Raw genomic sequence first — 23,554 nt, forward strand, 5'->3', positions numbered from 1 at the left:
CTCAGCCGTCGGATGCCGGGGCCTCGGCCGCCGCGGCCGGCGGCGCGGCGATCCCGAGGCTGCGGAGGTCGAGCAGCGGCAGATCCTCCTCGGCGCCGATGGTCAACATCCGCTGGCCGAGGCCGAGGAACCAGCCCTCCGCCTTCTCCACCCATTCGGTGCGGCGGCCGAGCAGCAGGGCGGGATCAGCCGCGGCCTCGGTGCCCGGGTAGCGCGCCGGCAGCAGCCCGACCGTGCTGCCGCCATTGGCGAAGGTGAGCTGTGCCGGCAGCCAGACCTGGTCGCGCAGATCCTCGGGGGGGTCGATCTCCAGCTTCGCCAGGCGGTGCACCGGCAGCCAGTAGTATTTCCCGTCGACGATCGCCTCCACCACCGGGCCGAGCCGCGGATCGGCATCCGCGATCCACTCGAAGCCGGTACCGTCCACCGTGCCGCTGCTGGCCGGCGCCGCTTCGAATGCCTGGTCGCGCAGCTCTGCCGCATGATCGTAGGCGCCGGCGGCAAGGCGGCGGTTCGCCTCCATCAGCAGGGACATCCAGGGCTCCGGCTCGCCGAAGAAAGTCGGCTGGCGGGTGCCGGCGAAAACCCGCTCGCGCAGGATCTCGCAACGTATGGCGGCGCGGTAGGTGGTCACCATGGGCATGGCGAGCTTGTCGATCTCGCTGATGACCGAGAGCTGATTGATCGCCCGGTCCCATTCGCCGGTGATGCAGAAGAGCTGGAAGAGGAAGGTCCTCAGCTCCGGGTCGCGCGGCGCCTTGCGGACTTCCTGCTTCAGCTTCTCAAGCGCTGCGCGGGGATCGCCGGTGCGGAGTACGCCACGGGCATCAAGTGTCGCCGCATCCGAGGCCATGCCCCACCCCCTTCCCCTTCGCCGCTGCCAGCTTCCCATCCGGAAGCGGCCGGACGCCCGACACCACGCGCCGCGACGACCGCAATATCGCCCTATTACTTAGAAATAACCATTCCGTCCAAGGGCCGCCGCGAGATCGTCGCGGCGGCCGCCAGGGCGTCAGATCTGGATGTTACGAATTCGATCCCAACCAGCGTCCTTCGAGGTCGATTCGAGGGCGCCATCCGGCTTCTGCTTCTTGTACTGGATCTGCACCGAGCCGTACTCGAAGGTCACTTCCTCCTTCACCGCCTCGTCGCCATCGGCGCCGGACCAGGAGACGGTCTTGATGCCGACCAGCTTGAAGTTGAAGCGCAGGAAGACCTCGCCCGAGGACTGGCCGCCGGTCGACTTGCGCAGCGCCAGGACCACGTCCTTGAAGTGCTTGCCGGAGCAGCACATCCGGAAGAAATCCGGGGACGCGATGTCGATCTTCCGGCTGAACTGGAAGGGGTTGAAGGTGGGCTTGCCGGCGCCGACGCCCGAGGAGGACGAGCCGATGTTCAGCACGTTCTCGATGTCGAAGGAGAAATCGTCGATCTCGAAGGGCGTCGTGCTCTTGAAGTCGGCAATGAACGGGTCGCCGCCGACCGTGAAGTCGGTCTGCGTCTCGCCCGCCAGCGGCTTGCCCGTATCAGCCGGCGTGAACAGCATGAAAGCGTCGAAAGCCATGTTTCTCTCCTAGTCCCTATCCGCGTTCTGGTGTGACGTTTCTTGGATGCCGGGAAGACCCGACCCGCTCAGGCCGGCAGGCGCGAGACGAGACGGAGCGACACCGTCAGCCCCTCAAGCTGGTAGTGCGGCTTGAGAAAGAACTTGGCGCTGTAGTAGCCCGGGTTCTCGGGGTTGGCCTCCACCACCACCTTGCCTTCGGCCAGCGGATGGGTGGCCTTGTATTCCTCGGTCGAGGAGTCCGGCGATCCGTCCACATACTGGCCGAGCCAGCGCTCCAGCCACTCGGTGAGCTGCTGTTGCGTCATGGTAGAACCGATCTTGTCCCGAACCATGCATTTCAGATAGTGGGCGAAACGACAGCTCGCGAAAAGGTAAGGCAACCGCGCAGAGAGATTGGCATTAGCGGTCGCTGCGGGGTCGTCATATTCCTGCGGCTTCTGCAGGGACTGCGCCCCGATGAAGGCGGCGAAGTCGGAATTCTTCTTGTGAATCAGCGGCATGAAGCCGTTCTTTGCCAGCTCCGCCTCGCGCCGGTCGCTGATCGCGATCTCGGTCGGGCATTTCTGGTCCACGCCGCCATCATCGGTCGGGAAGGTGTGGGAGGGCAGGCCCTCCACCGCGCCGCCGCTTTCGATGCCGCGAATCCGCGTGCACCAGCCATACATCTTGAAGGCGCGGGTGATGTTCGTCGCCATCGCATAGGCGGAATTCGCCCAGCAATACTTGCTGCTGTCGGCGCCCTCGACCTCTTCCTCGAAGGCGAATTCCTCCACCGGCTCGGTCTTCGCGCCATAGGGCAGCCGCGCCAGGAAGCGCGGCATGGTCAGGCCGATGTAGCGCGCATCCTCGCTCTCGCGCAGGCTCCGCCAGGCGGCATATTCCGGCGTCTGGAAGATCTTCGTCAGGTCGCGCGGATTGGCCAGCTCGTTCCAGCTGTCCATCTGCATCACGGTCGGCGCCGCCGCCGAGATGAAGGGCGCATGCATGGCCGAGGCGACGGCCGCGATGTCGCCCAGCAGCGCCACGTCCTGCGGGCTGTGGTCGAAATAGTAGTCGCCGATCAGGCAGCCGAAGGGCTCGCCGCCGAACTGGCCGAACTCTTCCTCATACAGCTTCTTGAACAGCGGGCTCTGATCCCAGGCGGTGCCGCGGAACTTCTTCAGCGTCCGCGTCAGCTCCTTCTTCGAGATGTTGAGCACCTTGATCTTCAGGTACTCGTCCGTCTCGGTGTTGTTGACCAGGTAGTGCAGGCCGCGCCACGCGGATTCCAGCTGCTGGAAATCGGCGTGGTGGATGATCTGGTTCACCTGCTCGGTCAGCTTGGCGTCGATCGCGGCGATGATGCCCTCGATCGTCTTCAGCGCCTCGGTGCCGATCAGCGTGGTGTTCGCCAGCGCCTGCTGCGCCAGGGTCTGCACCGCACCCGCCACCGCGTCCCGGGCCGCATCGGATTTCGGCCGGAACTCCTTGCTCAGCAGGGAGGCGAAGTCGTTCTCCTGGAAGGTGACCCCCGCGAAGGCGGAGGACGATTGAAGTTGCTCGGACATCGATCAGCCCTCCGACGACTCGTTGCCGCCATCCGCCTTGGGCGCGGAGGCGAGCGCCTGCAGCAGCGTCGGATCCTGCAGCACCTTGCCGATCAGCTCTTCGGCGCCGCTCTTGCCGTCCATGTAGGTCAGCAGGTTCGAGAGCTCGGTCCGCGCGGTCAGGAGCTGGTTGAGCGCATCCACCTTCCGCGCGACGGCGGCGGGGGAGAAATCGTCCATGCTCTCGAAGGTGATGTCCACCGCCATGCTGCCTTCGCCCGTCAGGGTGTTCGGCACCATGAAGGCGACGCGCGGCTTCATCGCCTTCAGCCGGCTGTCGAAGTTGTCGACATCGATCTCCAGCATCTTGCGGTCGGCCACCGGCGGCAGCGGCTCCGCCGGGTTGCCGGAGAGGTCTGCCATGACGCCCGCGACGAAGGGCAGCTGCACCTTCTTCGAGGCGCCATAGGTCTCGACGTCGTATTCGATCTGGACCCGCGGGGCGCGGTTCCGGGCGATGAATTTCTGGCTGCTCGGTTTGGCCACTGTTGACCTCGCTCTGGTTCCTGTTGTCCGCAGGGGTCGTCAGCCAAGCGGCCGCCGACGCAGATCCCCCTATTCGTTCGTTCCCGCGATGAGCTGCGCCTGATGGAGCCCGTCGGGCGCCATGTCGCGCAGGAGATCGAGGAAATTCTTGTCCGCCAACCGCTGCGCCCGCCGGATGAGCAGCGGCAGCGGGCTGGCCGGTTCGTAGGTCTCGAAGTAGGTCGCGGCCACTTCCATCAGATGCATCGCCTCCTGCCGCGTCTCGACCTGGCGAAGCGACAGCACGGAGGCGAAGCCCGCCCCACCGGCGCGCCGTGGCGCCGCCGCCATCGCCACACGGTCTTCGGTTTCTTTCTCGCCCGTCTCTTCTACCTGGAGTTCACTCTCGGCCGCTGTGTCCAACGTCACGGACTTGAAGCGATCCAGCACCTTGCGGATGTCGAAGACCTGCTTCTCCAGCCGGCTGAGATCGGGGCTCGTGCCCGGCCCGCCCTTGTCCTCGAAGGCGGTGTTGATTCCCTTAAGGTCGCGGGCCAGGCCGTCGAAGGCCGCGCGGATCCGCTCGGCGTAATCCGGATCGGTCTCGGCGAAGGCGGCGTTGATCTCCTGCTCGGTGGGCGGCGTGGCCTCCGGGTCCTGCTCCAGCAGCCCGATCGCGAGGGCGATCTGCTGCCAGCCGAAGCTGCCGGCGCGCCGGCTGCGGGCCAGCGGCGCCTCGCGCAGCACCTGCACCACCCGCCCGACATGGCCGAGGCCGAGCACCGCATTGGCGCGCATCGTCGGGTCGTTGTCGTCATCCGGGTCCAGCCGCGGATGCACGCCCTCCCAGTGCGTGTCGAGCAGCCGGGCGATCAGCCCGACCGCCTCGGCGAAGGCAGGCACGCCCTGGGTGTGCAGCCGCGCTACGGCCAAGTGGACAATGATGCGGATGTCGCGCGAGCGCTCCAGCAGCCCGACGGCAAGCTGCTCCACCTCCCGCCAGTCGGGATCCTCGGCGGGGATGACGGTATCGCCGAATTGCTGCTCCGGCTTGCCGGTTGCGGCGGTGTTCAACGCCAGGAAATCAGCGTCGAACTCAAGGTCGGAGCCGGTATCTTCGGTCTCGAGGTAGGTGTCGAACTCGGCCATTCACCGCCCCCCGGCCCAGCGGCGGCCGCAGGCGCGCAACGCCGCCCCGCGTAGCTGCGTCATCGCACTCATGGGCCGCGCCGTGCTCCTGCGGGATATTGCCGGCCCCAAAGGGTGCCGACCTGGTTCGTTTCGATTGGCTGGATCGTGTCGTAGAAATACGACATTGTCCAGCATACTCTCAACCTTAAGGAGATGGCTTGGCCGCATCAGCAGTGCCACCCGGCCCCGGTGGCTTCTATGGCAAGCTGCCAGCGCGCGGGGATTTCGTTGGCCAGGGCCTGGCCGGCAGCTTCACCCGCCCTTGGGACAAATGGTGGCAGCAGGCCATTGCCACGAGCCGCGACCTGCTCGGCCCGCGCTGGAAGCCGGCCTGGATGGAGGCACCGATCTGGCGCTTCCTGCTGCCCGCCGGTGCCTGCGGCCCGGCCGCCATGCTCGGCCTCTGGATGCCGAGCGTTGATCGCGCCGGGCGGCTCTTTCCCCTGACCTTCGCGCGGCCGGCGGAAGGCCATCCCGCCGGCTTCGCCGCGGCGCAGGCCGGCTGGCTGGCCCTGGCGGAGGCGGCGGGCCTTGCCGCGCTGGAGCTGGAGCTGGGCCCCGCGGAACTCGCCGCGCGGCTGGCAGGGCCGGAGCCCGAGGCGCCCCCGCCCGCGCCGCTGGAATGCGCGGCGGCCGGGCGCGGCGAGACGGTGTGGTGGACCGAAGGCTCGCCCCGCGTGCCGGCTGGGGTGCTGGTGCTGCCCGCCCTGCCGGATGGCGCGGCCTTCGCCCGGATGCTGGATGCCGGCGCGGCCTGACCGCCGCCCCGCGCCCTCGCCTCAGATCGCCGCCGCGCTCTCCCGCGCCCGCACCATCACCGCGGTCACGTTGTCCCGCGCCCGCGCCTCGTTCGCCGCGGCGAGAAGCTGGTCGGGATCGGCGCCGGCCATCAGCAGGATGCCGATCTGCTCCTCCGGCAGCGCCTTGAACAGCCCATCGGTGCAGAGCAGGACCAGGTCGTCATCCTCGAAGCGGCCGGAGACCTTGTCGAGCTCGAGCTCCCCTGCCCCGCCGATCGCCCGGGTGATGACATTGGCCTGGGGATGGCGCTCGGCGTCCTCGGCCGCCAGCGTGCCCTGGTCCACCAGCTCCTGCACCAGGGAGTGGTCGCGGGTGATGCGGGTCAGCACGCCGTGGCGCAGCAGATAGGCGCGGGAATCCCCGGCCCAGAGGCAGGCGAAATGGTCGCCATGCGCCAGCATGACGACGACGGTGGTGGCGATCACCCCGCTTTCGGTGCTCTCCGCCTGGCGCTGCAGCTCGGCATGCACCTCGGAGAGGCGGCGGCGGATCTCCGCCAGCTTCTCCCCGGGCTGGAGGTCCACCGGCAGGGCGGCGAGCGCCGCCACCACCGCGGCCGAGGCGACATCCCCCGCGCCATGGCCGCCGGCGCCGTCCGCCACCGCCCAGACGCCGATATCCGAGCGGTCGATGAAGGCATCCTCGTTCCGCTTGCGGACGGTGCCGACATGGGTCGCGCCGCGCGCGGTGATCAGGAACGGCATGCGGCTTGGGTCTCGGACCAGGCTTCGCCGACGGGCTCTTTCGCTCTCACGCCTGACGCGGGCCCCCCACCCAAACCGAAGGTTGCGACTCAGGAGAGCAACGATACCGTTCCGTTTGCCCGCCGGGAAGCGACTGAACGCAGGGGGCAATCACATCACTTTCCTGCGATGTACGGTCCCGGCGAAACCCGCCCGGAACCGCATCCAAGTGCTTTTCATTTGGCTGTACCAATGGCATTTCGGCGGCGAGCGCACCCTGGCGGCGCCGGAAGCCACAGCACCGGAACGGAAATAATGGCGGGACACGGACATGCGGACCATGGCGGGGACAAGCGTATCGCCCTGCTGATTTCCATTCTGGCGCTATTCCTCGCCATCTCCGAGACCGGGGCGAAGAGCGCGCAGACCGAGGCGATTTCGCGCAACGTGGAGGCCGCCAACCTCTGGGCCTTCTTCCAGTCCCGCACCGTGCGCCAGACCACGGTGCGGACGGCGGCGGAGGAGGCGGAGCTGGCGCGGCTCGCCGCCACCGACGAGGCGGTGCGCGGCGCGATCGAGCGGCAGCAGCGCGCCTGGCGCGACAGCGCCCAGCGCTGGGAGAGCGAGCCGGAGACCGGCGAGGGCCGGCGCGAGCTGATGAACCGGGCACGGGCGGCGGAGCATCACCGCGACGTCTCCATGGCTGCCTATCACCATTACGAATATGCCTCCGCCGCCTTCCAGGTGGCGATCGTCATGGCCTCCTCCTCCATCGTCACCGGCGTGCCGGCGCTGGCGGTGGCCGGCGGTGTCGTTGGGCTGGTCGGGGTGGCGCTGACCGGTATCGGCTATTTTGCACCCGAGGCCGTGCATTTCTGAGCCTCCCGCGCCGACACCGCACGTCTGGCCCGAGGCCCTGTCGCAGCGAAGCCGCGGCAGGGCCATGGCAGAGCTGGCGCCGGCCGGGCTTGACCGGGCTCGGCGCTCGGCCCGCAATGGCGGAGAACAGGCGGCCCGGCAACCGGGCCGGAGGAGGAGCCGATGCGGGCGATCTTCGTCATGGTGAAATGCGAGATGGGCCAGGCCTATCGCGTGGCGCGGGAGATGGCGGACACCATTCCGGAACTTTCGGAAATGCACTCCATCTCCGGCCAGTACGACCTGATGGGAAAATTCTACCTGGAGCCGGAGCAGGATATCGGCCTGTTCGTGGTGGAGCGGCTGCAGACCGTGGTGGGGGTGAAGGACACCTACACCCTGCAGACCTTCAACGCCTTCTCGCCGGGCCGGGCCTGATCGCGGGAAGCGGGGTCGCCGGAGCGCCTGGCTCCGGCGTGTGAATGAGAGCCAGGCCCGGCCCATGCGGGCCGCCGCATGGGCCCCGATATGGGACTGGTGGGCCGGCCCGCCCTGCCGCGGTCGGACGAGGTCCGGCCCCCGGCCCGCCGATGCCCCGGCTGCCCGTCCACGCCAGAGTGCGGCGAGGGAGCGGAGGCGCCGCAGGCCAGGGGCCGACTGACGGCCTGTTGCAGCCTTGTCGGGTCAGGACCCACTTGGCCATCCGGACCCCAACGAGCGGCTGGAGCGCTGCGCGCCGTCACGGTCAAGGCGGATCCGCTCCAGCCGAGCAGGCCGCCGGCGCTGCCGGTCCGACGCAAGCCACGCCCCTCCACGCCATGATCTCCACGCCATGATTCCGGCGCGATCCCGCCATCCCTGCCATCGCCGCGCCGCGCGCTGCCATCGCACCGCCCTGGCCCCGCCCCATCGCCAGGTCAGGCTGCCTCCTCGAGGAGGAGTCCCGATGACCCGCATCCTGGCCGCCCTGACCCTGTCCCTCAGCCTGGTGCTTGGCGGCTGCCAGAACCCCGACGGCTCGACCAATTGGGGCAATACCCTGCTGCTGGGCGCCGGCATCGGCGCCGCGGCGGGCCTGATCGCCGGCGCGGCGAATGACCGTCCGCACGGCCGCTACGCGGAAGGCTATGGCCGCGGCGGTCGGGGCTATGGCGGCTATGGCCGCGGCGGGCCGCATGGCGGCTACCGCGGCTGGTGACACGGCGATGTCCCCGCCAGTGAGGGAAATGTAAGGAAGGGTGACGCCCTTGCCGGGGCCGAGCCCTGCCCGGGCACCCTGCCCCGGCCCTGCCGCCCGTCACCGGCCTGAATTCCCGCGCCCTACCCACCGCGCCGCCCCTGCCGCAATCACCTCACCTAGTCGTTGCGGCCGGGGAAATCGCCCGCCCGCCGGCACCGCCGCGCCTTGCGCCGCGCGGCCCCCGCCCCAAGCTTTTGCGCCGGATGGCGGGACGTGCAGGGAAGATGCGGGGATGGTCGCGCCAGGCGGCGCTGTTGCTGGCGATCGCCGCCTTGCTGCCGGGCTGCGCCGCGCTGTTTCCCCGCCATGTCTCGGTGGAGAAGAGGCTGGCCACCCTGCCCCTCCGGGGCCTGCCCCTCGGCGCCCCGGTCACCATCCGCTGGAACGACCACCTGATCCCCTGGATCGAGGCCGGGAGCGACACCGACCTCGCCATGGCCCTCGGCCTGGTGCATGGCCATCTCCGCGGCGCCCAGATCGACCTGCTGCGGCATGTGGCGCGGGGCAGGCTGGCGGAGGTCGCCGGGCCGCTCGCCACCGATATCGACCATGCGCTGCGCATCCTCGATTTCGGCCGCCCCGCCCCCGCCATCATCGCCGCCTGGCCGCGCGAGACGCGTGACTTCGTCGATGCGTTCCTCGTGGGGCTGAACCACGCCATCCGCCACGGCCCCCGCCCCCCGGAGGCAGGCCTGCTCGGCCTCCGCCGCGAGCCCCTGACGCGCGAGGACCTGCTGGCGATCGGCCGGCTGGCCGGCACCGATATCAACTGGCTCGGCTATTTCTCCCTGCTGGCGGAGCGCGGCACGCCCGGCTTCGCCCGCGCCTGGCAGCGGCTGCTGGTCGCCGGCACGGGGCTGGCTCCGGCGAATGCGGGGCAGGTGGCGCTCGGCGGGCTGCTCACCGGCCTCTCCCGCCAGGGCAGCAATGCCGTGGCGGTGGATGCGGCGCATAGCGAAAGCGGCGCGGCGCTGCTGGCGGCCGATCCGCATCTCGGCCTCTCCCTGCCCAATCTCTGGCTGCTGGCGGGGATGCGCTCCCCCTCCTTCCACGCGGTCGGGATGATGGTGCCGGGCCTGCCCATCCTCGGCCTCGGCCGCAACCCGGACCTGGCCTGGGGCGGCACCAACCTCCGCGCCGCCTCCTCGGACCTCTTCGCCGTTGCCGGCCTGCCGCTGGAGGAGCGGGAGGTGACGATCCGCCAGCGCCTCTGGTTCGCCACGACACGGCGCGTGCGCGTCTCGCCCCAGGGGCCGGTCATCACCGATGCCACCATCATCCCCAATCCGGCCGGCGAACAGATCGCCCTGCGCTGGGCCGGGCATGAGCCGGCAGACGAGATCACCGCCCTGCTGCGCGCCGCCCGGGCCCGCAATGGCGGGGAGTTCCGCGCCGCCTTCGCCGGCTTCGCCGTCTCGCCGCAGAACATGCTCTGGGCCGATCGCAGCGGGCGCATCGGCCGGCTGACCGCCGCCCTGCTGCCGGACCGCGCCGGCTTCCCCGCCACCGACCCGGTGCTGGATGCGCGCGACCCGGCGGCGACCGCGCCCTGGACCCGGCTGCGCGACGCAGGGCGCCTGCCGGCGCTGGAGGATCCGCGGGAGGGCTTCCTCGCCTCGGCCAACGAGAATCCGGCGCTCTGGGCCCCGGATGCCCCGCCCATCGGCTATTTCTTCTCGGATGGCGACCGCGTCGCCCGGCTGCGCGCCCTGCTCGCCGCCCGGCCGAAGCTCTCCGTCGCCGATCTGGCGGCGCTGCAACGGGATAGGGTGGCGCCCAAGGCGGCGGCACTGGCAGAGGGGCTGCTGGCACGGCTGGACGCCCTGCCCGGCGGCGCGCCGGACCCCGCTTTGCTGGCCCCGCTGCGCGGCTGGGATGGCGACTACGCCGCGGAAAGCCGCGCCGCCCTCATCTTCGAGCTGCTGATCGGCCAGCTCGTTCCCGCCCTGCAGCCGGAGGGGGTGACGGCGCGCGGGCCGGAGACGGGGTGGAATTTCATCACCACCTTCCTGCTGCGGGACCTGGACGCGCTGCCGCCGGCCCGCCGCGATGCCGTGCTGCGGGCGGCGGTGGCGGGTGCCGCGCCGCTGGCCGCCCGCCATGCCAATTGGGGCGAGGTACATCGGCTGCGCGCGGCGCATTGGCTGGTGAACCTGCCCCTGCTCGGCCGCGCCTTCGTGCTGGGCAGCGACCCGGTCGGCGGCTCCCGCGAGACGCCGATGAAGACCGGCCACGGGCTGGTCGCCGGTCCGCATGAGGTCAGCTTCGGCGCCATGGCGCGACAGGTCTCGGACCTTGGCGACTCCGACGCCAATTGGTTCGTGCTGTTCGGCGGGCAGGACGGCTTCCTCGGCAGCGCCGCCTTCGCGGACCAGATCCCGCTCTGGCGCGAGGGGCGCAGCATCCGCCTGCCGCTGCGGCCGGAGACGGTGGCGCGGGAATTCCCCCATGTGACGGTGCTGCGCCCATGAGGGCCGGCCCCCCCTTTGACGCCACGGCGCTGCTGCGGGCGGTGACCGCGCGCCGCATCGCCGCACTGGAGGCGGAAGACGCCGCAGCGAGCCAGGCGGCACTGCTGCAGCGCCTGCTGCACCACGCCGCCGGCACGCGATTCGGCCGGCTGCACGGCTTCATCGACATCACCGATGTCGCGCATTACCAGGCCCGGGTGCCGCTGCGCCGCTACGAGCAATTCTGGCAGGACTGGTGGCAGCCGGACTACCCGGTGCTGCGCGACGTCACTTGGCCGGGGCTGATGCCCTATTTCGCGCTCTCCTCCGGCACCACCTCCGGCAGCACGAAATACATCCCGGTCTCCCGCGCCATGGTCCGGGCCAACCGGCGGGCGGCAGTGGATGTGCTGGCCTGGCACCTGCACCGCCATCCGGAAAGCCGAATCTTCGGCGGCCTTTCCTTCATGCTGGGCGGCTCCACGGCGCTGCAGGCGGTGGCGCCGGGGGTGCGGCAGGGGGATCTTTCCGGCATCGCCGCGGCGGAGGTGCCGCGGCTGCTGGCGCCCTGGGGCTGGCCGCCCTCCCGCTTGGCTCTGCTGGCGGATTGGGATGCCAAGCTGGCGGCCCTGGCGGCGGAGGCGCCGGCGGCGGCCATTCGCATGCTTTCCGGCACCCCCTCCTGGCTGTTGCTGCTGCTGGAGCGGCTGGCGGCGCGGCACGGCAGGCCGCCCCTGCCAGGGCTGGAGCTGCTGGTGCATGGCGGCGTCGCCTGGGGCCCCTACCGCAACCACATCGCCCCCTTCCTGCCGCCGGGTTGCGCAACGCGGGAGGTCTATCCGGCGAGCGAGGGCTTCTGCGCCATCGCCGATCGCGGCGAGGGCGAAGGGCTGCGCTTGCTCACCGACCGGGGCGTGTTCTGGGAATTCGTGCCGGTCGAGGAGCTGGCGGCGCCGACGCCGACCCGGCATTGGGTGGGCACTGTCGAGACCGGGGTAGAGTATGCCGTCATCGTCACCTCCTGCGCCGGGCTCTGGGCCTATGTGCTGGGGGATACGGTGCGGTTCATCGACCGCTTGCCGCCGCGGCTGCTGGTGACGGGGCGGGTCAGCTACATGCTCTCCGCTTTCGGCGAACACTTGGCGGGTGAGGAGCTGGAACAGGCGCTGCTGGCCGCCGCCGCGCAGGTGGGGCTGGAGATCGTGGAATACACGGTAGGGCCGGTCTTCGGCGCGCTGCGCGGGCATCACCGCTGGCTGGTGGAAGCGCGCGGCGAGGGCTCGGCGGCGGCATTGGCGGCGGCGCTGGACGCGGCATTGCAGGCGGCGAATGCGGATTATGCGGCGCACCGCCGGGGCGGGCAGATGGACCCGCCGGAGGTGACGCTGCTGCCGGCAGGGCGGTTCGAGGCCTGGATGCGTGCCCAGGGAAAGCTGGGCGGGCAGCACAAGGTGCCGCGGGTGCTGGCGAATCCGGGGCGGTTTGCACAGGCGGTGGAGGGGCTGGTGAGCGGTGGGGGCGCCACCCCCGCGCCCCGGCCCCGGTGTGAGTCGGCGGGTAAGCCAGTAAACTCGGACCGGGGTCCGGGGCCAGGTCCTGGCCCCGGCGGAGGGGCAGGAGGCAGAGCCTCCTGCCGGGATCCAGGGGCAGCGCCCCTGGCTACCCTATTCCCCGCCGCCCTCTTCCTGCTCCGGCGCCGAGGCGCTGTTGAGCTGGATGTACTTCTCGATCCCGATCAGCTTGATCAGGTCGAATTGCCGCTCGAGGAAGTCCACATGGCTCTCCTCGCTGTCGAGGATGCGGCGCAGCAGGTCGCGCGACACGTAGTCGCGCACCGATTCGCAATAGGCGATGCCCTCGCGGAGATCGGCCATCGCCTTCTCCTCCAGCGTCAGGTCGGCCTGGAGGATCTCCTCGACCGTCTGGCCGACCATCACCTGGTTCAGCCGCTGCAGATTGGGCAGCCCGCCGAGGAAGAGGATGCGCTCGATCAGCCAATCGGCATGGCGCATCTCGTCGATCGATTCCTCGTATTCATGCTTGCCCAGCTTGGTCACGCCCCAGTGGCGCAGGATCCGGGCATGCAGGAAGTACTGGTTGATCGCGGTCAGCTCATTGGTGAGCTGGGTGTTCAGATGCTCGACGACCTTCGGGTCGGATTTCATGCAACGCTCCTGGTTGCGGCCGCCGAGAGGGTCCGGCGGCCGAACCGGCCCGCGTCACCCGGCCGCCATTGTGGCCTCTCCCGCGGCGGGCTGTAGCACGGCGTCCCGGATCATGCCGAGGACCATTCGCGTACAGGTGCCGCACTGGGCCTTGCAGTCGCAGGCGGCATAGACCTCCCGCGGCCGCCGGGCTCCCTGGGCGACCGCCTGTTCCAACTGCCGGTCGGTCAAAGCGTTGCAAAGGCAGACGATCATTCCCCCCACGTCTCCTTCAGCGCCAGCCGGCGCGCTGCATGATCTGCAGCGCCGGCCCGGCATTGGTGTTGGTCCGCTCGGCATCCACCGTCTCGCCGCGGAAGCTGCCCATGGCGGTCAGGGCCGGGTGCAGCGGCGCTTCCGGCACGGCCGGGTATTCCATGTTCCCCAGAGCGAACATCTCCTGCGCCTTGTCGGAGACAAGGAATTCCAGGAAGCGGATGGCATCCGCCCGGTGCGGTGCGGTCTTCACCAGCCCGGCGCCGGAGATGTTCACATGCGCCCCCCGGTCGCCCGGCGCCTGGTTCGGGAAGATCACCCCGATCCGGCGGAACAGCGTCTGGTCCTCCTCCCGCTGGGAGGCACCGAAGGCCGCCAGGTAGTAGGTGTTGGCGATGGCGAGCTGGCACTGGCCGGAGGGGATGGCGCGGAACTGGTCGCGATCGCCGCCCTGGGGCGGGCGCGCCAGGTTGGCGGCGACGCCCTTGGCCCACTCCTCCGTCCGCTCCGGCCCGTCGGCGGCGAGGAGCGAGGCGGCGAGGCTGATATTGTAGGGGTGGTTGCTGCTGCGGACGCAGAGCATGCTGCGGAAGCGCGGATCGGCCAGGTCCTCATAGCGCGTCAGGCCCTGCGGCGCGCCGCGCTCCTTGTCGTACATGATGACGCGGGCGCGCTGGGAGACGGCGAACCAGGTGCCGCCCGGGTCGCGCAGCCCTTCCGGCACGCGGCTGGCGATTACCTGGGACTGCACCGGCTGCAGAATGCCGGCATGGGCTGCGCGGGCCAGCCGCGCAGCATCGACGGTGATGAAGACATCGGCGGGGCTGTTCGCCCCCTCATTGCGGATGCGCTCGATGAGCTGGTCGGCATCGCCCTCGATCAGGCGGATTCGGATGCCGGTCTCCTTGGTGAATTCGGCGTAGAGCGCGCGGTCGCTGTCATAGTGGCGGGAGGAGTAGAGATTCACCTCCTGCGCCAGGGCGGCGCCAGGCAGGGCCATGGCGGCGGCGAGCAGGCCGAGGATGCGGCGGGCAGGGCGCATGTATCACTCCGTCACGCCCAACTGATACCGATAGTGAGAACCATTCGCAAGTTCGAAAAGCGCGTGACCGGGTGCAGCTGGTGTGACGCGTGACCTGGCTGCACGCTTGGCCGCCAGGCCGGCCGCCGGCTGCCCGGCAATGCAAGCGCGGCAGGGCTGGCGATAGGCCCATCCCGCCTCTCGGCAGGCAGGCAGGTTGGAGCAGAGCCGACCGGTCGCGCCGGCCCTGCGCAAGGCAGGCAGGGCAGTCCCTGCCCCGCCCCCTCCCCTTCAGCCCTGCAGGCCGCGGAGGAATTTGCTGCGCGCCGTGGCGCCGGCCAGCAGCAGGTTGTGGTCCGAGCCGCTGAGCAGCAGCCGGGCGCCGAGCTTGATGTAGGCGGCGGCCCAGGTCTCGTCATACACGCCGCCCATGCCGAGCACCTTGCCCGAGGATTTGCAGGCATCGGCCACCGTCTTGTAGGCCGCCTGCACCCGCTCATGCCCGATCTGCCCGGCGATTCCCATCGAGGCCGTCAGGTCCGAGGTGCCGATCATCAGCGCGTCGATCCCCGGCACGGCGGCGATGGCGGCGGCATTGGCCACCGCTTCCGGCGTCTCGATCATCACCGTCACCAGGATCTCGCGGTTCAGCTCGACCTGCGCCTCGGCCACTGCCGGCGGCTTGAAGTTGTAGGCGAAGGGCGGGCCGCCCCAGGAGCGGGTGCCGACCGGCGGGAAGCGATAGGCGTCGGCGACGGCCTTCGCCTCCTCGGCATTGTCCACATGCGGCACGACGACGCCCATGGCGCCGTTGTCGAGGGCGCGGGTGCCCTCGAACACCGCATCCTTGCAGACGCGCACGATGGGGGTCACGCCCTGGTTCAGCGCGGCGATGGCGATCTGCGTGGCCTCGTGCACGGAAGTCGCGCCATGCTCCATGTCGATGAACAGCCAGTCGAAGCCGGCCGAAGCGGCCAGCATGCCGACCGCGGCGCCGCGCAGATGGTGCACGCCGAAGCCGAGGGCGAGTTCGTCCTTCGCCAGGCGCTGCTTCACATGGTTGGGCACGATGGGCATGGCGTTCTCTCCCTTTCGCCGGGTGGCTTGGGCAGAGGGCATCATGCGGGGGCGCCCGGGTCAATCCGGCCCGCGGTGCGGGATGTCCTCCCGCTGCCCGGCACGCGGCCACGCAGGCCGGCGCAGCCGCCGAACGCCGCGGCCTGGATGCGCCCAGGCGGTGGCCGGCGCAGCAGGCGCCCGGCGCGATGGCGGCCGCGCGGGAGGGCGGCTGTTGCAGGCTCGATGGCCGCGCCGCCGTCACGCCAAGCCCGCGCAGTGCCCGGTCCGGACTCTCCAGGCCGGGTATCAGACCCGCTGCATGTAGAAGGAGGAGGCGGAATCATGCGGCTCCGGCGCCCACCAGGCCGGGGAGCCCGGGCCGCCGCTCTGCGCGCGCCAAAGTTGCGGAAGGCGGGCCGAAAGCCACGCCAGCTCCTGGGGAGACCTCTGCGAAACGCCTTGCTGATCGCATCCGATGCTGATTCGCCTGGGCCTGCGGTAGGTTGGCGGAGGCGCGGATGGGCCAACGGCGGATCGGACAAGGCAGCCTCGCGGAGGCGCTGCTGCCGGCGGATGCCGGTGCGAACCGCCGGCTGGAGCGGATCGCTGGCCTGATCGACTGGGCGCCGATGGAGCGGAAGCTGGCGCCGTTGCGGTCACCGGCCGGCCGGCCCGGCTATCCGCCGCTGGCGCTGTTCCGTGCCTTGCTGCTGGCGCAGTGGTACCAGCTCTCCGATCCTGGCCTCGAAGAGGCGCTGGCCGACCAGCTGTCCTTCCGGCGCTTCTGCGGCTTCGGGCTGGATGACGGCACGCCGGACGAGACCACGCTGTGCCGCTTCCGTGGCACGCTCGCGGAGCACGGCCTGGCCGAGGCGCTGTTCACTGAGCTGAACCGCCGCTCGACGCCAAGGGGCTGATGCTGAAGGCCGGCACCCTGATCGACGCGACGCTGGTGGAGGCCGCGGTTGCCGGCTCGCCAGGAATTCCGGCGGGTGCGCGCCAGGATCTCGCAGGCCAGGGCCTCATGCGTCGGCATGTCGAGGGGCAGGCCGATGCATTGCCGCGGCGCATCGCAATATTGCCGCGCGACGATGTGCGTATTCGAGATCGGCTCGTAGAAATGGTCCCCGGTGATGTGGAAGCCGGCCGCTTCCGCCGCGCCGAACATTCGGCGCGAGCCAGCGCTGCACGGCGTAGCGCGCATTCGTCAGCTTGAACAAGGCTCTCTGCATCGAGCCGTCCCCCCGTTCCCCTTGGCGTTGCCGGCGGCCATTCGGGCCAGAGCCGGGGCCGTGCGCCGGCCTCCTGCCGGCATCGCCGCGCTCCCGTCCGACGCCTACCAGGCATCCCGCGGTGCCGGCGCCTCGGGCGCTTGCGCCAGGGAAGCTGCGACGCAGCGGCACCCGCGCATGGGATGAGCCACCCCGCAGGCGTCGGGTGCTGCCATGCCCGCGACGCCGTTCCACTCAAATGCCGGACGACGACGCCACGCCTGTCGAGGCCCTGGACCGGCCGCTCAGGGTCTGGGCCACCTGACATAAAGAATATGTCGTATTTGCATCATATGAGCCGCCAGATCGGCGGAAAACTGCAACGCCGCACGGATTGTTATGGTGGCGCAGCGGGTGGTCCCCTGGCCTGCGCGATCGGGCGGGCCCGGCAGGCGTGACGGCCTGAGGGCGCGGGACCCGCTGGCCGGGGCTGGCGCCCGGGATGGCTGCGAAGGCGCTGCGCGCAGCCGCCCCTGCCTGCGCGGCTTCCCTCTGGCCAGCCCGGCAAAACGAGGGGCAGCCAAACCGCCCCCATGGCAGCAGCTATTGCGCCGCGAGGTAATCGCGCGCCCCGATCAGCGCAGGATGCGGCATCTCGGCCGAGGCCGCGATCTCGAGCAGCGCGGCGTAATGCTGCTTGGCCGCCGCGCGATCGCCGGCCTGGGCCGCGCTAAGGGCCGCGCCATGCACGGCGCGGAACCGCCGCGGCTCGGTCTGCTGCACCGCCTCGTATTCCTGCCGCGCCTCGGCGGCGCGGCCTTGCAGCAGCAGCATCTCGGCAAGCTGCTCGCGCGCCGGGAAGAGCGGCCCGGGGGTGACCGGGTGCTTCTCCGTGGCCGCTTCGCGCGTCGAGGCCTCGGTCATCAGCGCCAGCGCCTGGTCGCGCTCGCCGCGCGCATAGGCCACCCAGCCCTCCGCGGCGACGCGCAGGATCTCGACCTGCTCCTGCCAATAGGCGTCGCGGCCGGCGAGCGCGGCCGCGCCCTCCCGCAGCGCGGCGATATCGGGTGCCGCATCCCCCGGACGGCCGGCGCGGGCGGCGCCGACGGCACGGGCGAATTGCGTCGCCGCATCCACATAGGGGACTCCGAAGGCCCTGGTATCCAGCTTCGCCGCCGCTTCCCAGTCACCCTGCTCCAGCGCGATGCGGGCCGGCATGGCGCTGAGGGCATAGCCGCCTAGCGGGCGGTCCGGCGTCCAGCCCGCCAACCGCTCCGTCTCCGCCAGCACCCGCCGCGCCGCCTCCGGCCGGCCGGTCTGCAAATAGGCATAGACCATGTAGTCGAGGGCATGGACCTCGTCGAAGATTTCCTCCCGCGCCCGCGCGGTATCGGCGGAGCGGCGGTTGGTCGCGATCGACTCCTCCCAGCGCCCGACCCGCGTGAAGATATGCGAGGGCATGTGCAGCGCATGCGGCGCATCGGCGGCAAGAGTCGCGTAGCGCTCGGCGGCCGGCACGCCCTTGCTGGCGAGCGCCGGCACGTCATAGCTGTGGATCAGGTAATGCGCGACGCCCGGATGCTGCGGGTAGCGGGCGGCCTGGGCCTCCAGGATCTCCGCGGCGCGGCGCTGCTTCGCATAGCTCTTGTCGGCGGGCGAGGCCGCCATGTCGAGCGAGAGGGCATAGAGGATCGCCACCTCGGAATCCTCGGGAAAGCGCGCATGCAGCGCCGCCATCGCCATCTCGTAGCGCTGCAGCCGGACGCGGTGGCCAGGCAGGTCGTCGCTGGCGAAGATCTCGGAGAGGGCGGCGATGAAGCCGGCCTCTCGTTCGGTCTTCGCGCCGGTGGCGCGGGCGCGGTCGAGCAGCGCCTTGCCTTCCCGCAGATTGGCGGCGACTGGCGGGGTGAAGGGGTTGTCCAGCAGGGTGATCGCCTGCCCCCAAAGGGCCATGACGCAGCCGGGGTCGCGCTGCGCCGCCTCGCGGAAGGCGTCGCGGGCCGCCTGATACCAGAAGGAATGCTGCAGCTTCATCCCGGTCTCGAAGGCGGCTGCGGCCTCCGGTGAGCAGGAGACGGGGAAGCTCACCTCCCCCAGCACCGGGCCGTGCCCGGCATGGCTGTGGTCCTGTGTCGCCTGGGCCCAGGGGCCCATCGGCCACGCGGCAAGCCCGGCCACCAAGCCGAGTTGCAGCAACTTCGCCTTGTCCATTCTTGCCTCCCAGCCCCCGCCGGTCTCGCGGGGTTGCGAGGAGTGTGCACCGGCCGGGCCCACAGCGCCCGGAATTGTCATAAAAGTAACACTCAAATTACGGCCGGGCGGAGCTCATACCGGCCGCGCGCGACCTACTGACCGGTGCGGTCCACAGATGCGTGGCCGGTCTGGCCTTGTGGCTGGCGCGCAGCCGCCACGCCAACCCTGCGCGATACCCGGCTTGGCCCGGGAAGACGTCCCGAGCCGGGTATCAGGCATCGCCCAGGCGGAAGGCGTCGGCAATGCGGCGGACCTCCCCCGCCACATCCACCAGCAGCAGGTCGAAGCGCATGCCGGCCGCGCCATGGCCGGGATGGGCGGCAAGCCAGCACTCCGCCGCCGCCAGCAGCCGGGCGCGCTGGCGCGGCCGCAGGGCGAAGGCAGCTTCCGCCAGCCGGGCCCGTGCCTTCACCTCGATGAAGGCGAGCAGCCCGTCGCGCTCGGCGACCAGGTCCAGCTCGCCCGCCGGGGTGCGGATGCGCTGGCCGAGCACGGTCCAGCCCTCCCGCACCAGGGCGGCAGCGGCGGCGCTTTCCGCCTGCCGCCCGGAGGTCTCGGCGCGGGCGCCGCGCAGCCGCCGCGCCATCCCCTCCATCAGGCCGCGAGCGCCTCGCGGATCAGCGCCACCGCCTCCTCGATCATCGGCGCGGTGACGTCGAGATGGGTGCAGGCGCGCACCCGGCCGCCGAGGCCGCTGACCGAGACGCCCTTCATCGCCAGCCGCTTCTGCAAGGTAGGCACATCGCAGCCGGCGCCCTTCACGTCGAAGAAGACCAGGTTGGTCTCCGGCTCCTCCACCGCCACGCCCGGGATCTGGCGCAGCCCGCGGGCCAGCGCCTTGGCGTTCGCATGGTCCTCCGCCAGCCGGTCCACATGGTGGTCCAGCGCGTAGAGGCAGGCGGCGGCGCAGATGCCGCCCTGCCGCATGGAGCCGCCGAGCCGCTGCTTCCAGCGCCAGGCCTGGCCGATGAACTCGCTGCTGCCGCAGAGCACGGCGCCGAGCGGCGCACCGAGCCCCTTGGTGAAGTCCAGCCAGACACTGTCATAGGAGGCGACCATGTCCTTCGGCGCCACGCCGGCGGCGACGCAGGCATTCATCAGCCGCGCGCCATCCATATGGGTGGACCAGCCCTGCTCATGCGCCACCGCGGCCACGTCGTTGAGCTGCTTGAGCGGCCAGACCTTGCCGCCGCCGATATTCGCCGTCTGCTCCACCTCCAGCAGGCGCTGGGGCGGGTTGTAGCGGGTCTTCGGGCGGATATTGGCGCGGACCTCATCGGCGGTGAACATCCCGCCGGCGCCCTTCAGCGGCATGATCTGCACGCCGGTGAAGGCGGCATGCGCGCCGCCCTCGGAGAAGAGGATGTGCGAGGTCTCATGCGCCACCACCTCATCGCCCTTGCCGCAATGGGTGAGGATGGCGACGACGTTGCACATGGTGCCGGAGGGCAGGTAGATCGCCGCCTCCTTGCCCATCAGCGCGGCCATGCGGTCGCAGAGGGCGTGGACGGTCGGGTCGTCGCCATGCTGCTCGTCGCCGACCTCGGCGCGCATCATGGCCTCCTTCATGGCGGCGGTCGGGCGGGTCTGGGTGTCCGAATAAAGGTTGATGCGAACGGGCGGGGCGCCGGCCGGCGGACGGGCGGGGGCATGGACCATGAGCGGGCTTCCGGACTGACAGAGTGCCCCGACCCTGCGGCGAATGCGCGCCGCAGGCAAGGGCCGGGGCGCGTTCGGGACGCGAGGAGGCGGGGACCGGCGGGGGATCTTCCTGGACGGGTCGCGGCGCTGCCGCGACAGTGCCGCCGGGGGCTGGTTGCCTCGGCAAGCCGGCCGGCGTCCGGCCCGGAAAAGACGGGCCGTGGGGCCGCTTTCCGGCAGGCCTCAGAACAATATCCGCGCACGCGGAATCGCCTGAACGGATATTGCTCCGAGAAACAGTGCATCTGGAGCAGCTTATCGCCGCCCTGGCGGATCACGTCGTAATCTGCCAGGGCGGCGGCAGGCCCTAGAGCAGATCGCCGTAGGGCGGCATCGCCCGAAGGCGGGAATCTGCTCTGCAGACAAAGGCTTAGAGCGTTTTCGGTGAACGCATGTAAACCGAAAACGCTCTAGCCCTGTGCCGCCTCCGCTGCCATCCAGAAAGGCTCCCAGATATGGCCGTCCGGGTCCTCGAAGGCATGGCCGTACATGAAGCCATGATCCTCCGGCGGCCGCGGAACCTGGCCGCCGGCGGCAACCGCCTTGGCCACGATCTTATCCACCTCGGCCCGGCTCTCGCAGCTTAGCGCCACCAGCACCTCGCTGCTGGCCTTGGCATCGGCCATCGCCTTTGGGTGAAGAGGCGGAATTTCTCATGCGTCAGCAGCATGGCATAGTTGTGCTCGCTGATGACCATGCAGGCGGCGGTCGCGTCGGTGAATTGCGGATTGAAGCGGAAGCCGAGAGCTTCGTAGAAGCGCATGGAGCGGCCGAGATCGGCGACCGGCAGGTTGACGAAGACCTTTCGGGACAAGCGCGTTCCTCCCCCTATTGCGGCAGCTCGAAATGCCGGCGCCAGGCGGGCGTCAGTTGCGGCCGTGTCGCCACCGCCCGCGCCAGGGATTGCAGCTTCGGACAATGCTCCGGCATCCACGCCTCGCAGCCCATCCAGCGGGACAGCACGGCGAGGTAGAGATCGGCCAGCGTCGGCCGCCCGCCCAGCAGGAAGGGCGCGGGTGAGATACTGGCCTCGATCAGCCGCCAGATCTCCTGTGCCATCCCGACGGCGCAGCGGCGGATCGACTCCGGCGCATCGCCGAAGCGGTCCGGGTAATCGTAACGGGTGACGCAGGGATAAATCTCGCTCGCCGCCAGCATCATCCAGCGCAGCGCGACGGCGCGACCGGGATCGTCACCCGGCGGCAACAGCCCTGCCGCAGGGTGCCGGGCCTCCAGGGTCAGCAGGATGGCGGTGCTTTCCGTGACCACCGTGCCGTCCGGCAGGATCAGCGTCGGCACCCGGCCCATGGGGTTGAGCTGGCGGTACCCGGCGGCAAGCTGCGCGTCGCTGGCCAAGGGCACCGGGCGAAGCTCCGCCTCGGCGCCGATCTCGGCCAGGGCGAGCTCCACGATGGAGGAGCCGGAGCGGCGATCGCCATAGAGGATATAGGCCATGGCGGCAGCCTGCCGCACTGCCGCCGCGACCAGCCAACGCAAAGCGGTGATGGGAGGATCACCGCTGCTGATGAATGACGACGCAAATCAGACACTGGAGGGCGCCCCCCCTCGCGGCACCGCCTCAGGCCGGCGCAGTCGCCGGTGGTGCCTGCGGCCGCCCGTAAAGCTGCATCGCCCGGCGTTCGAAGGCCCGAACCATCAGCCGCACCGCTTCGTTGAACACCGTCCCGATCACCGCCTGCAGCAGGCGGGAGCGGAACTCGAAATCGACGAAGAACTCCACCTCCGTCCCCATCGGGTGGGGGTGGAAGCGCCAGTGGTTGTTCAGATAGCGAAAAGGGCCGTTGAGGTAGCGGACATGGATATGCCCCGGCCGCTCCAGCGTGACCTCGCTGCGGAAGCTTTCGCGGAACATCTTGAAGCCGATGGTGAGATCGGCGACCAGCTCGGTCTCGCTTCGGCTCAGGATGCGGGCGCCGACGCACCAGGGCAGGAATTCGGGGTAGCGGCGTACATCCGCGACCATGTCGAAAAGCTGCTCCGGCGTGTAGCGGAGCACCTTCCGCTCGGCATGGGTCGGCATCAGGCGCCGCGCGACCCGCTGGCGAGTTGCCGTTCCCGCGCCTCCCGCAGCGCGGCGAAGTCGCGGTCGGCATGGTAGCTGCTGCGGGTCAGCGGCGTCGCCGAGACCAGCAGGAAGCCCTTGGCGCGGGCCAGCCGGGCGTAATCCTCGAACTCGTCCGGGGTCACGAAGCGATCCACCGCCGCATGCTTCACGCTGGGCTGCAGATACTGGCCGATGGTGAGGAAATCCACCTCGGCGCTGCGCATGTCGTCCATCACCTGCAGCACCTCGATCCGTTCCTCGCCAAGCCCGACCATGAGGCCGGATTTGGTGAAGATGGAAGGGTCGAGCTGCTTCACCCGGTCCAGCAGCCGGAGCGAATGGTAGTAGCGGGCACCGGGGCGGATGGTGGGGTAGAGCTTCGGCACGGTCTCCAGATTGTGGTTGAAGACATCCGGCCGGGCTTCCACCACCACCTCCAGCGCACCGTCCTTGCGCAGGAAATCGGGCGTCAGCACCTCCACCGTGGTGCCCGGCGCCGCCGCGCGGATGGCGCGGATGGTGGCCGCGAAATGGGCGGCGCCGCCATCGGGCAGGTCGTCCCGGTCCACGCTGGTGATCACCACATGGCGCAGCCCCAGCTTGGCCACCGCATCGCCGACCCGCCGAGGCTCGTCATGGTCGAGCGCCTTCGGCAGCCCGGTCGCCACATTGCAGAAGGAGCAGGCGCGGGTGCAGGTCTCGCCCATGATCATCATGGTGGCGTGGCGCTGGGACCAGCACTCCCCGATATTCGGGCAGGCCGCCTCCTCGCAGACCGTGACCAGCTTGTTGTTCCGCATCAGCGCCCGGGTCTCGTGATAGACCGGGTGCGTCGGCGCCTTCACCCGGATCCAGGAGGGCTTGCGCTGGATGGGATTGTCCGGACGATGGGCCTTTTCGGGGTGGCGAAGGGGCAGGACCTCCCCCTCCCCCCTTGGGGGCTGCGCCTGGTGCCGGATCTCGATGCGGGTGGTAGCCATGGG

25 protein-coding genes and 1 pseudogene are annotated in these 23,554 nt (G+C 70.2%); 8 read left to right on the forward strand and 18 right to left on the reverse strand.

Going from position 1 to position 23,554, the window contains the following annotated elements; translation table 11 throughout:
* Nucleotide 1: 1 nt before the first annotated feature.
* The 5 genes from NJ376_RS04910 to tssA all read right to left on the reverse strand — a co-directional run bounded on the left by NJ376_RS04910 (nucleotide 2) and on the right by tssA (nucleotide 4,767).
* On the reverse strand, nucleotides 2-853 hold the full coding sequence (locus NJ376_RS04910) for a type VI secretion system accessory protein TagJ (protein ID WP_252952114.1): 852 nt from the start codon (nucleotides 851-853) through the stop codon (nucleotides 2-4).
* A 159-nt stretch (nucleotides 854-1,012) separates the two neighbouring features.
* A complete protein-coding gene (locus NJ376_RS04915) occupies nucleotides 1,013-1,564 on the reverse strand; it encodes an Hcp family type VI secretion system effector (protein ID WP_252952115.1) in 552 nt (183 codons plus the stop codon).
* Between the two features lie 68 nt (nucleotides 1,565-1,632).
* Entirely contained in the window at nucleotides 1,633-3,114 is a 1,482-nt protein-coding gene (gene tssC / locus NJ376_RS04920; protein ID WP_252952116.1) for a type VI secretion system contractile sheath large subunit, read from the reverse strand.
* A 3-nt stretch (nucleotides 3,115-3,117) separates the two neighbouring features.
* A complete protein-coding gene (gene tssB, locus NJ376_RS04925) occupies nucleotides 3,118-3,639 on the reverse strand; it encodes a type VI secretion system contractile sheath small subunit (RefSeq protein WP_252952117.1) in 522 nt (173 codons plus the stop codon).
* Between the two features lie 69 nt (nucleotides 3,640-3,708).
* Nucleotides 3,709-4,767: a type VI secretion system protein TssA gene (tssA, locus tag NJ376_RS04930; RefSeq protein WP_252952118.1), complete on the reverse strand. Its 1,059-nt coding sequence runs from the start codon at nucleotides 4,765-4,767 to the stop codon at nucleotides 3,709-3,711.
* A 200-nt stretch (nucleotides 4,768-4,967) separates the two neighbouring features.
* Between tssA and tagF the strand changes: the two genes are divergently transcribed.
* Nucleotides 4,968-5,567: a type VI secretion system-associated protein TagF gene (tagF, locus tag NJ376_RS04935; RefSeq protein ID WP_252952119.1), complete on the forward strand. Its 600-nt coding sequence runs from the start codon at nucleotides 4,968-4,970 to the stop codon at nucleotides 5,565-5,567.
* 21 nt (nucleotides 5,568-5,588) lie between these two features.
* Here tagF and NJ376_RS04940 read toward each other — a convergent pair whose 3' ends face one another.
* Nucleotides 5,589-6,314: a PP2C family protein-serine/threonine phosphatase gene (locus NJ376_RS04940; protein ID WP_252952120.1), complete on the reverse strand. Its 726-nt coding sequence runs from the start codon at nucleotides 6,312-6,314 to the stop codon at nucleotides 5,589-5,591.
* A 294-nt stretch (nucleotides 6,315-6,608) separates the two neighbouring features.
* On the opposite strand from NJ376_RS04940, the gene NJ376_RS04945 reads away from it, so the two are divergent.
* The 5 genes and pseudogenes from NJ376_RS04945 to NJ376_RS04965 all read left to right on the forward strand — a co-directional run.
* Nucleotides 6,609-7,172, forward strand: coding sequence for a DUF4337 domain-containing protein (locus NJ376_RS04945; RefSeq protein ID WP_252952121.1), 564 nt, complete (start codon nucleotides 6,609-6,611; stop codon nucleotides 7,170-7,172).
* Between the two features lie 162 nt (nucleotides 7,173-7,334).
* Nucleotides 7,335-7,589, forward strand: coding sequence for an Lrp/AsnC ligand binding domain-containing protein (locus tag NJ376_RS04950; RefSeq protein WP_252952122.1), 255 nt, complete (start codon nucleotides 7,335-7,337; stop codon nucleotides 7,587-7,589).
* 508 nt (nucleotides 7,590-8,097) lie between these two features.
* Nucleotides 8,098-8,349: a hypothetical protein gene (locus NJ376_RS04955; RefSeq protein ID WP_252952123.1), complete on the forward strand. Its 252-nt coding sequence runs from the start codon at nucleotides 8,098-8,100 to the stop codon at nucleotides 8,347-8,349.
* Between the two features lie 266 nt (nucleotides 8,350-8,615).
* A complete protein-coding gene (locus tag NJ376_RS04960) occupies nucleotides 8,616-10,862 on the forward strand; it encodes a penicillin acylase family protein (protein WP_252952124.1) in 2,247 nt (748 codons plus the stop codon).
* Nucleotides 10,859-12,301, forward strand: a pseudogene (locus NJ376_RS04965) (GH3 family domain-containing protein); the annotation flags it as partial. The gene NJ376_RS04960 and the pseudogene NJ376_RS04965, both read left to right, overlap by 4 nt.
* Nucleotides 12,302-12,505: 204 nt before the next feature.
* Here the strand turns inward: NJ376_RS04965 and bfr are convergent.
* The 4 genes from bfr to NJ376_RS04990 all read right to left on the reverse strand — a co-directional run bounded on the left by bfr (nucleotide 12,506) and on the right by NJ376_RS04990 (nucleotide 15,359).
* Nucleotides 12,506-13,006, reverse strand: a complete 501-nt coding sequence (gene bfr, locus NJ376_RS04975; RefSeq protein WP_252952125.1) for a bacterioferritin — start codon at nucleotides 13,004-13,006, stop codon at nucleotides 12,506-12,508.
* Between the two features lie 54 nt (nucleotides 13,007-13,060).
* On the reverse strand, nucleotides 13,061-13,345 hold the full coding sequence (locus tag NJ376_RS04980; protein WP_370287916.1) for a (2Fe-2S)-binding protein: 285 nt from the start codon (nucleotides 13,343-13,345) through the stop codon (nucleotides 13,061-13,063).
* Entirely contained in the window at nucleotides 13,278-14,303 is a 1,026-nt protein-coding gene (locus NJ376_RS04985; RefSeq protein WP_252952127.1) for an extracellular solute-binding protein, read from the reverse strand. The genes NJ376_RS04980 and NJ376_RS04985 overlap by 68 nt, the downstream gene beginning before the upstream one ends.
* 270 nt (nucleotides 14,304-14,573) lie before the next feature.
* Nucleotides 14,574-15,359 (reverse strand): HpcH/HpaI aldolase family protein, encoded by a 786-nt coding sequence (locus NJ376_RS04990; RefSeq protein ID WP_252952128.1) that lies wholly within the window; start codon nucleotides 15,357-15,359, stop codon nucleotides 14,574-14,576.
* A 500-nt stretch (nucleotides 15,360-15,859) separates the two neighbouring features.
* Here NJ376_RS04990 and NJ376_RS04995 point away from each other — a divergent pair, with 500 nt between their 5' ends.
* The gene (locus NJ376_RS04995; protein ID WP_252952129.1) at nucleotides 15,860-16,258 is read left to right on the forward strand and encodes a transposase; all 399 of its coding nucleotides are present in this window, start codon (nucleotides 15,860-15,862) and stop codon (nucleotides 16,256-16,258) included.
* Nucleotides 16,258-16,557 (forward strand): hypothetical protein, encoded by a 300-nt coding sequence (locus tag NJ376_RS05000; RefSeq protein WP_252952130.1) that lies wholly within the window; start codon nucleotides 16,258-16,260, stop codon nucleotides 16,555-16,557. The genes NJ376_RS04995 and NJ376_RS05000 overlap by 1 nt, the downstream gene beginning before the upstream one ends.
* Nucleotides 16,558-17,155: 598 nt before the next feature.
* Here the strand turns inward: NJ376_RS05000 and NJ376_RS05005 are convergent.
* The 8 genes from NJ376_RS05005 to lipA form a co-directional block, all read right to left on the reverse strand.
* Nucleotides 17,156-18,763, reverse strand: coding sequence for a hypothetical protein (locus tag NJ376_RS05005; RefSeq protein ID WP_252952131.1), 1,608 nt, complete (start codon nucleotides 18,761-18,763; stop codon nucleotides 17,156-17,158).
* A 253-nt stretch (nucleotides 18,764-19,016) separates the two neighbouring features.
* Nucleotides 19,017-19,391: a YraN family protein gene (locus NJ376_RS05010; RefSeq protein ID WP_252952132.1), complete on the reverse strand. Its 375-nt coding sequence runs from the start codon at nucleotides 19,389-19,391 to the stop codon at nucleotides 19,017-19,019.
* 8 nt (nucleotides 19,392-19,399) lie between these two features.
* The gene (locus tag NJ376_RS05015; protein ID WP_252952133.1) at nucleotides 19,400-20,464 is read right to left on the reverse strand and encodes a threonine aldolase family protein; all 1,065 of its coding nucleotides are present in this window, start codon (nucleotides 20,462-20,464) and stop codon (nucleotides 19,400-19,402) included.
* 452 nt (nucleotides 20,465-20,916) lie between these two features.
* The gene (locus NJ376_RS05020; RefSeq protein ID WP_252952134.1) at nucleotides 20,917-21,132 is read right to left on the reverse strand and encodes a VOC family protein; all 216 of its coding nucleotides are present in this window, start codon (nucleotides 21,130-21,132) and stop codon (nucleotides 20,917-20,919) included.
* Nucleotides 21,090-21,320, reverse strand: a complete 231-nt coding sequence (locus NJ376_RS05025; protein ID WP_252952135.1) for a VOC family protein — start codon at nucleotides 21,318-21,320, stop codon at nucleotides 21,090-21,092. Before NJ376_RS05025 ends, NJ376_RS05020 begins: the two co-directional genes overlap by 43 nt.
* A 14-nt stretch (nucleotides 21,321-21,334) precedes the next feature.
* Nucleotides 21,335-21,961: a glutathione S-transferase family protein gene (locus NJ376_RS05030; RefSeq protein ID WP_252952136.1), complete on the reverse strand. Its 627-nt coding sequence runs from the start codon at nucleotides 21,959-21,961 to the stop codon at nucleotides 21,335-21,337.
* A 124-nt stretch (nucleotides 21,962-22,085) separates the two neighbouring features.
* The gene (locus NJ376_RS05035; RefSeq protein ID WP_252952137.1) at nucleotides 22,086-22,547 is read right to left on the reverse strand and encodes a type II toxin-antitoxin system RatA family toxin; all 462 of its coding nucleotides are present in this window, start codon (nucleotides 22,545-22,547) and stop codon (nucleotides 22,086-22,088) included.
* Nucleotides 22,547-23,551 carry a lipoyl synthase gene (gene lipA / locus NJ376_RS05040; RefSeq protein ID WP_252952138.1) on the reverse strand — a complete coding sequence of 335 codons (1,005 nt, stop codon included), beginning with the start codon at nucleotides 23,549-23,551 and terminating at the stop codon, nucleotides 22,547-22,549. Before lipA ends, NJ376_RS05035 begins: the two co-directional genes overlap by 1 nt.
* Nucleotides 23,552-23,554: the final 3 nt, after the last annotated feature.

Origin of the sequence: Siccirubricoccus soli, assembly GCF_024178315.1 — a bacterium.
In the GTDB taxonomy this organism is placed as follows: domain Bacteria; phylum Pseudomonadota; class Alphaproteobacteria; order Acetobacterales; family Acetobacteraceae; genus Siccirubricoccus; species Siccirubricoccus soli.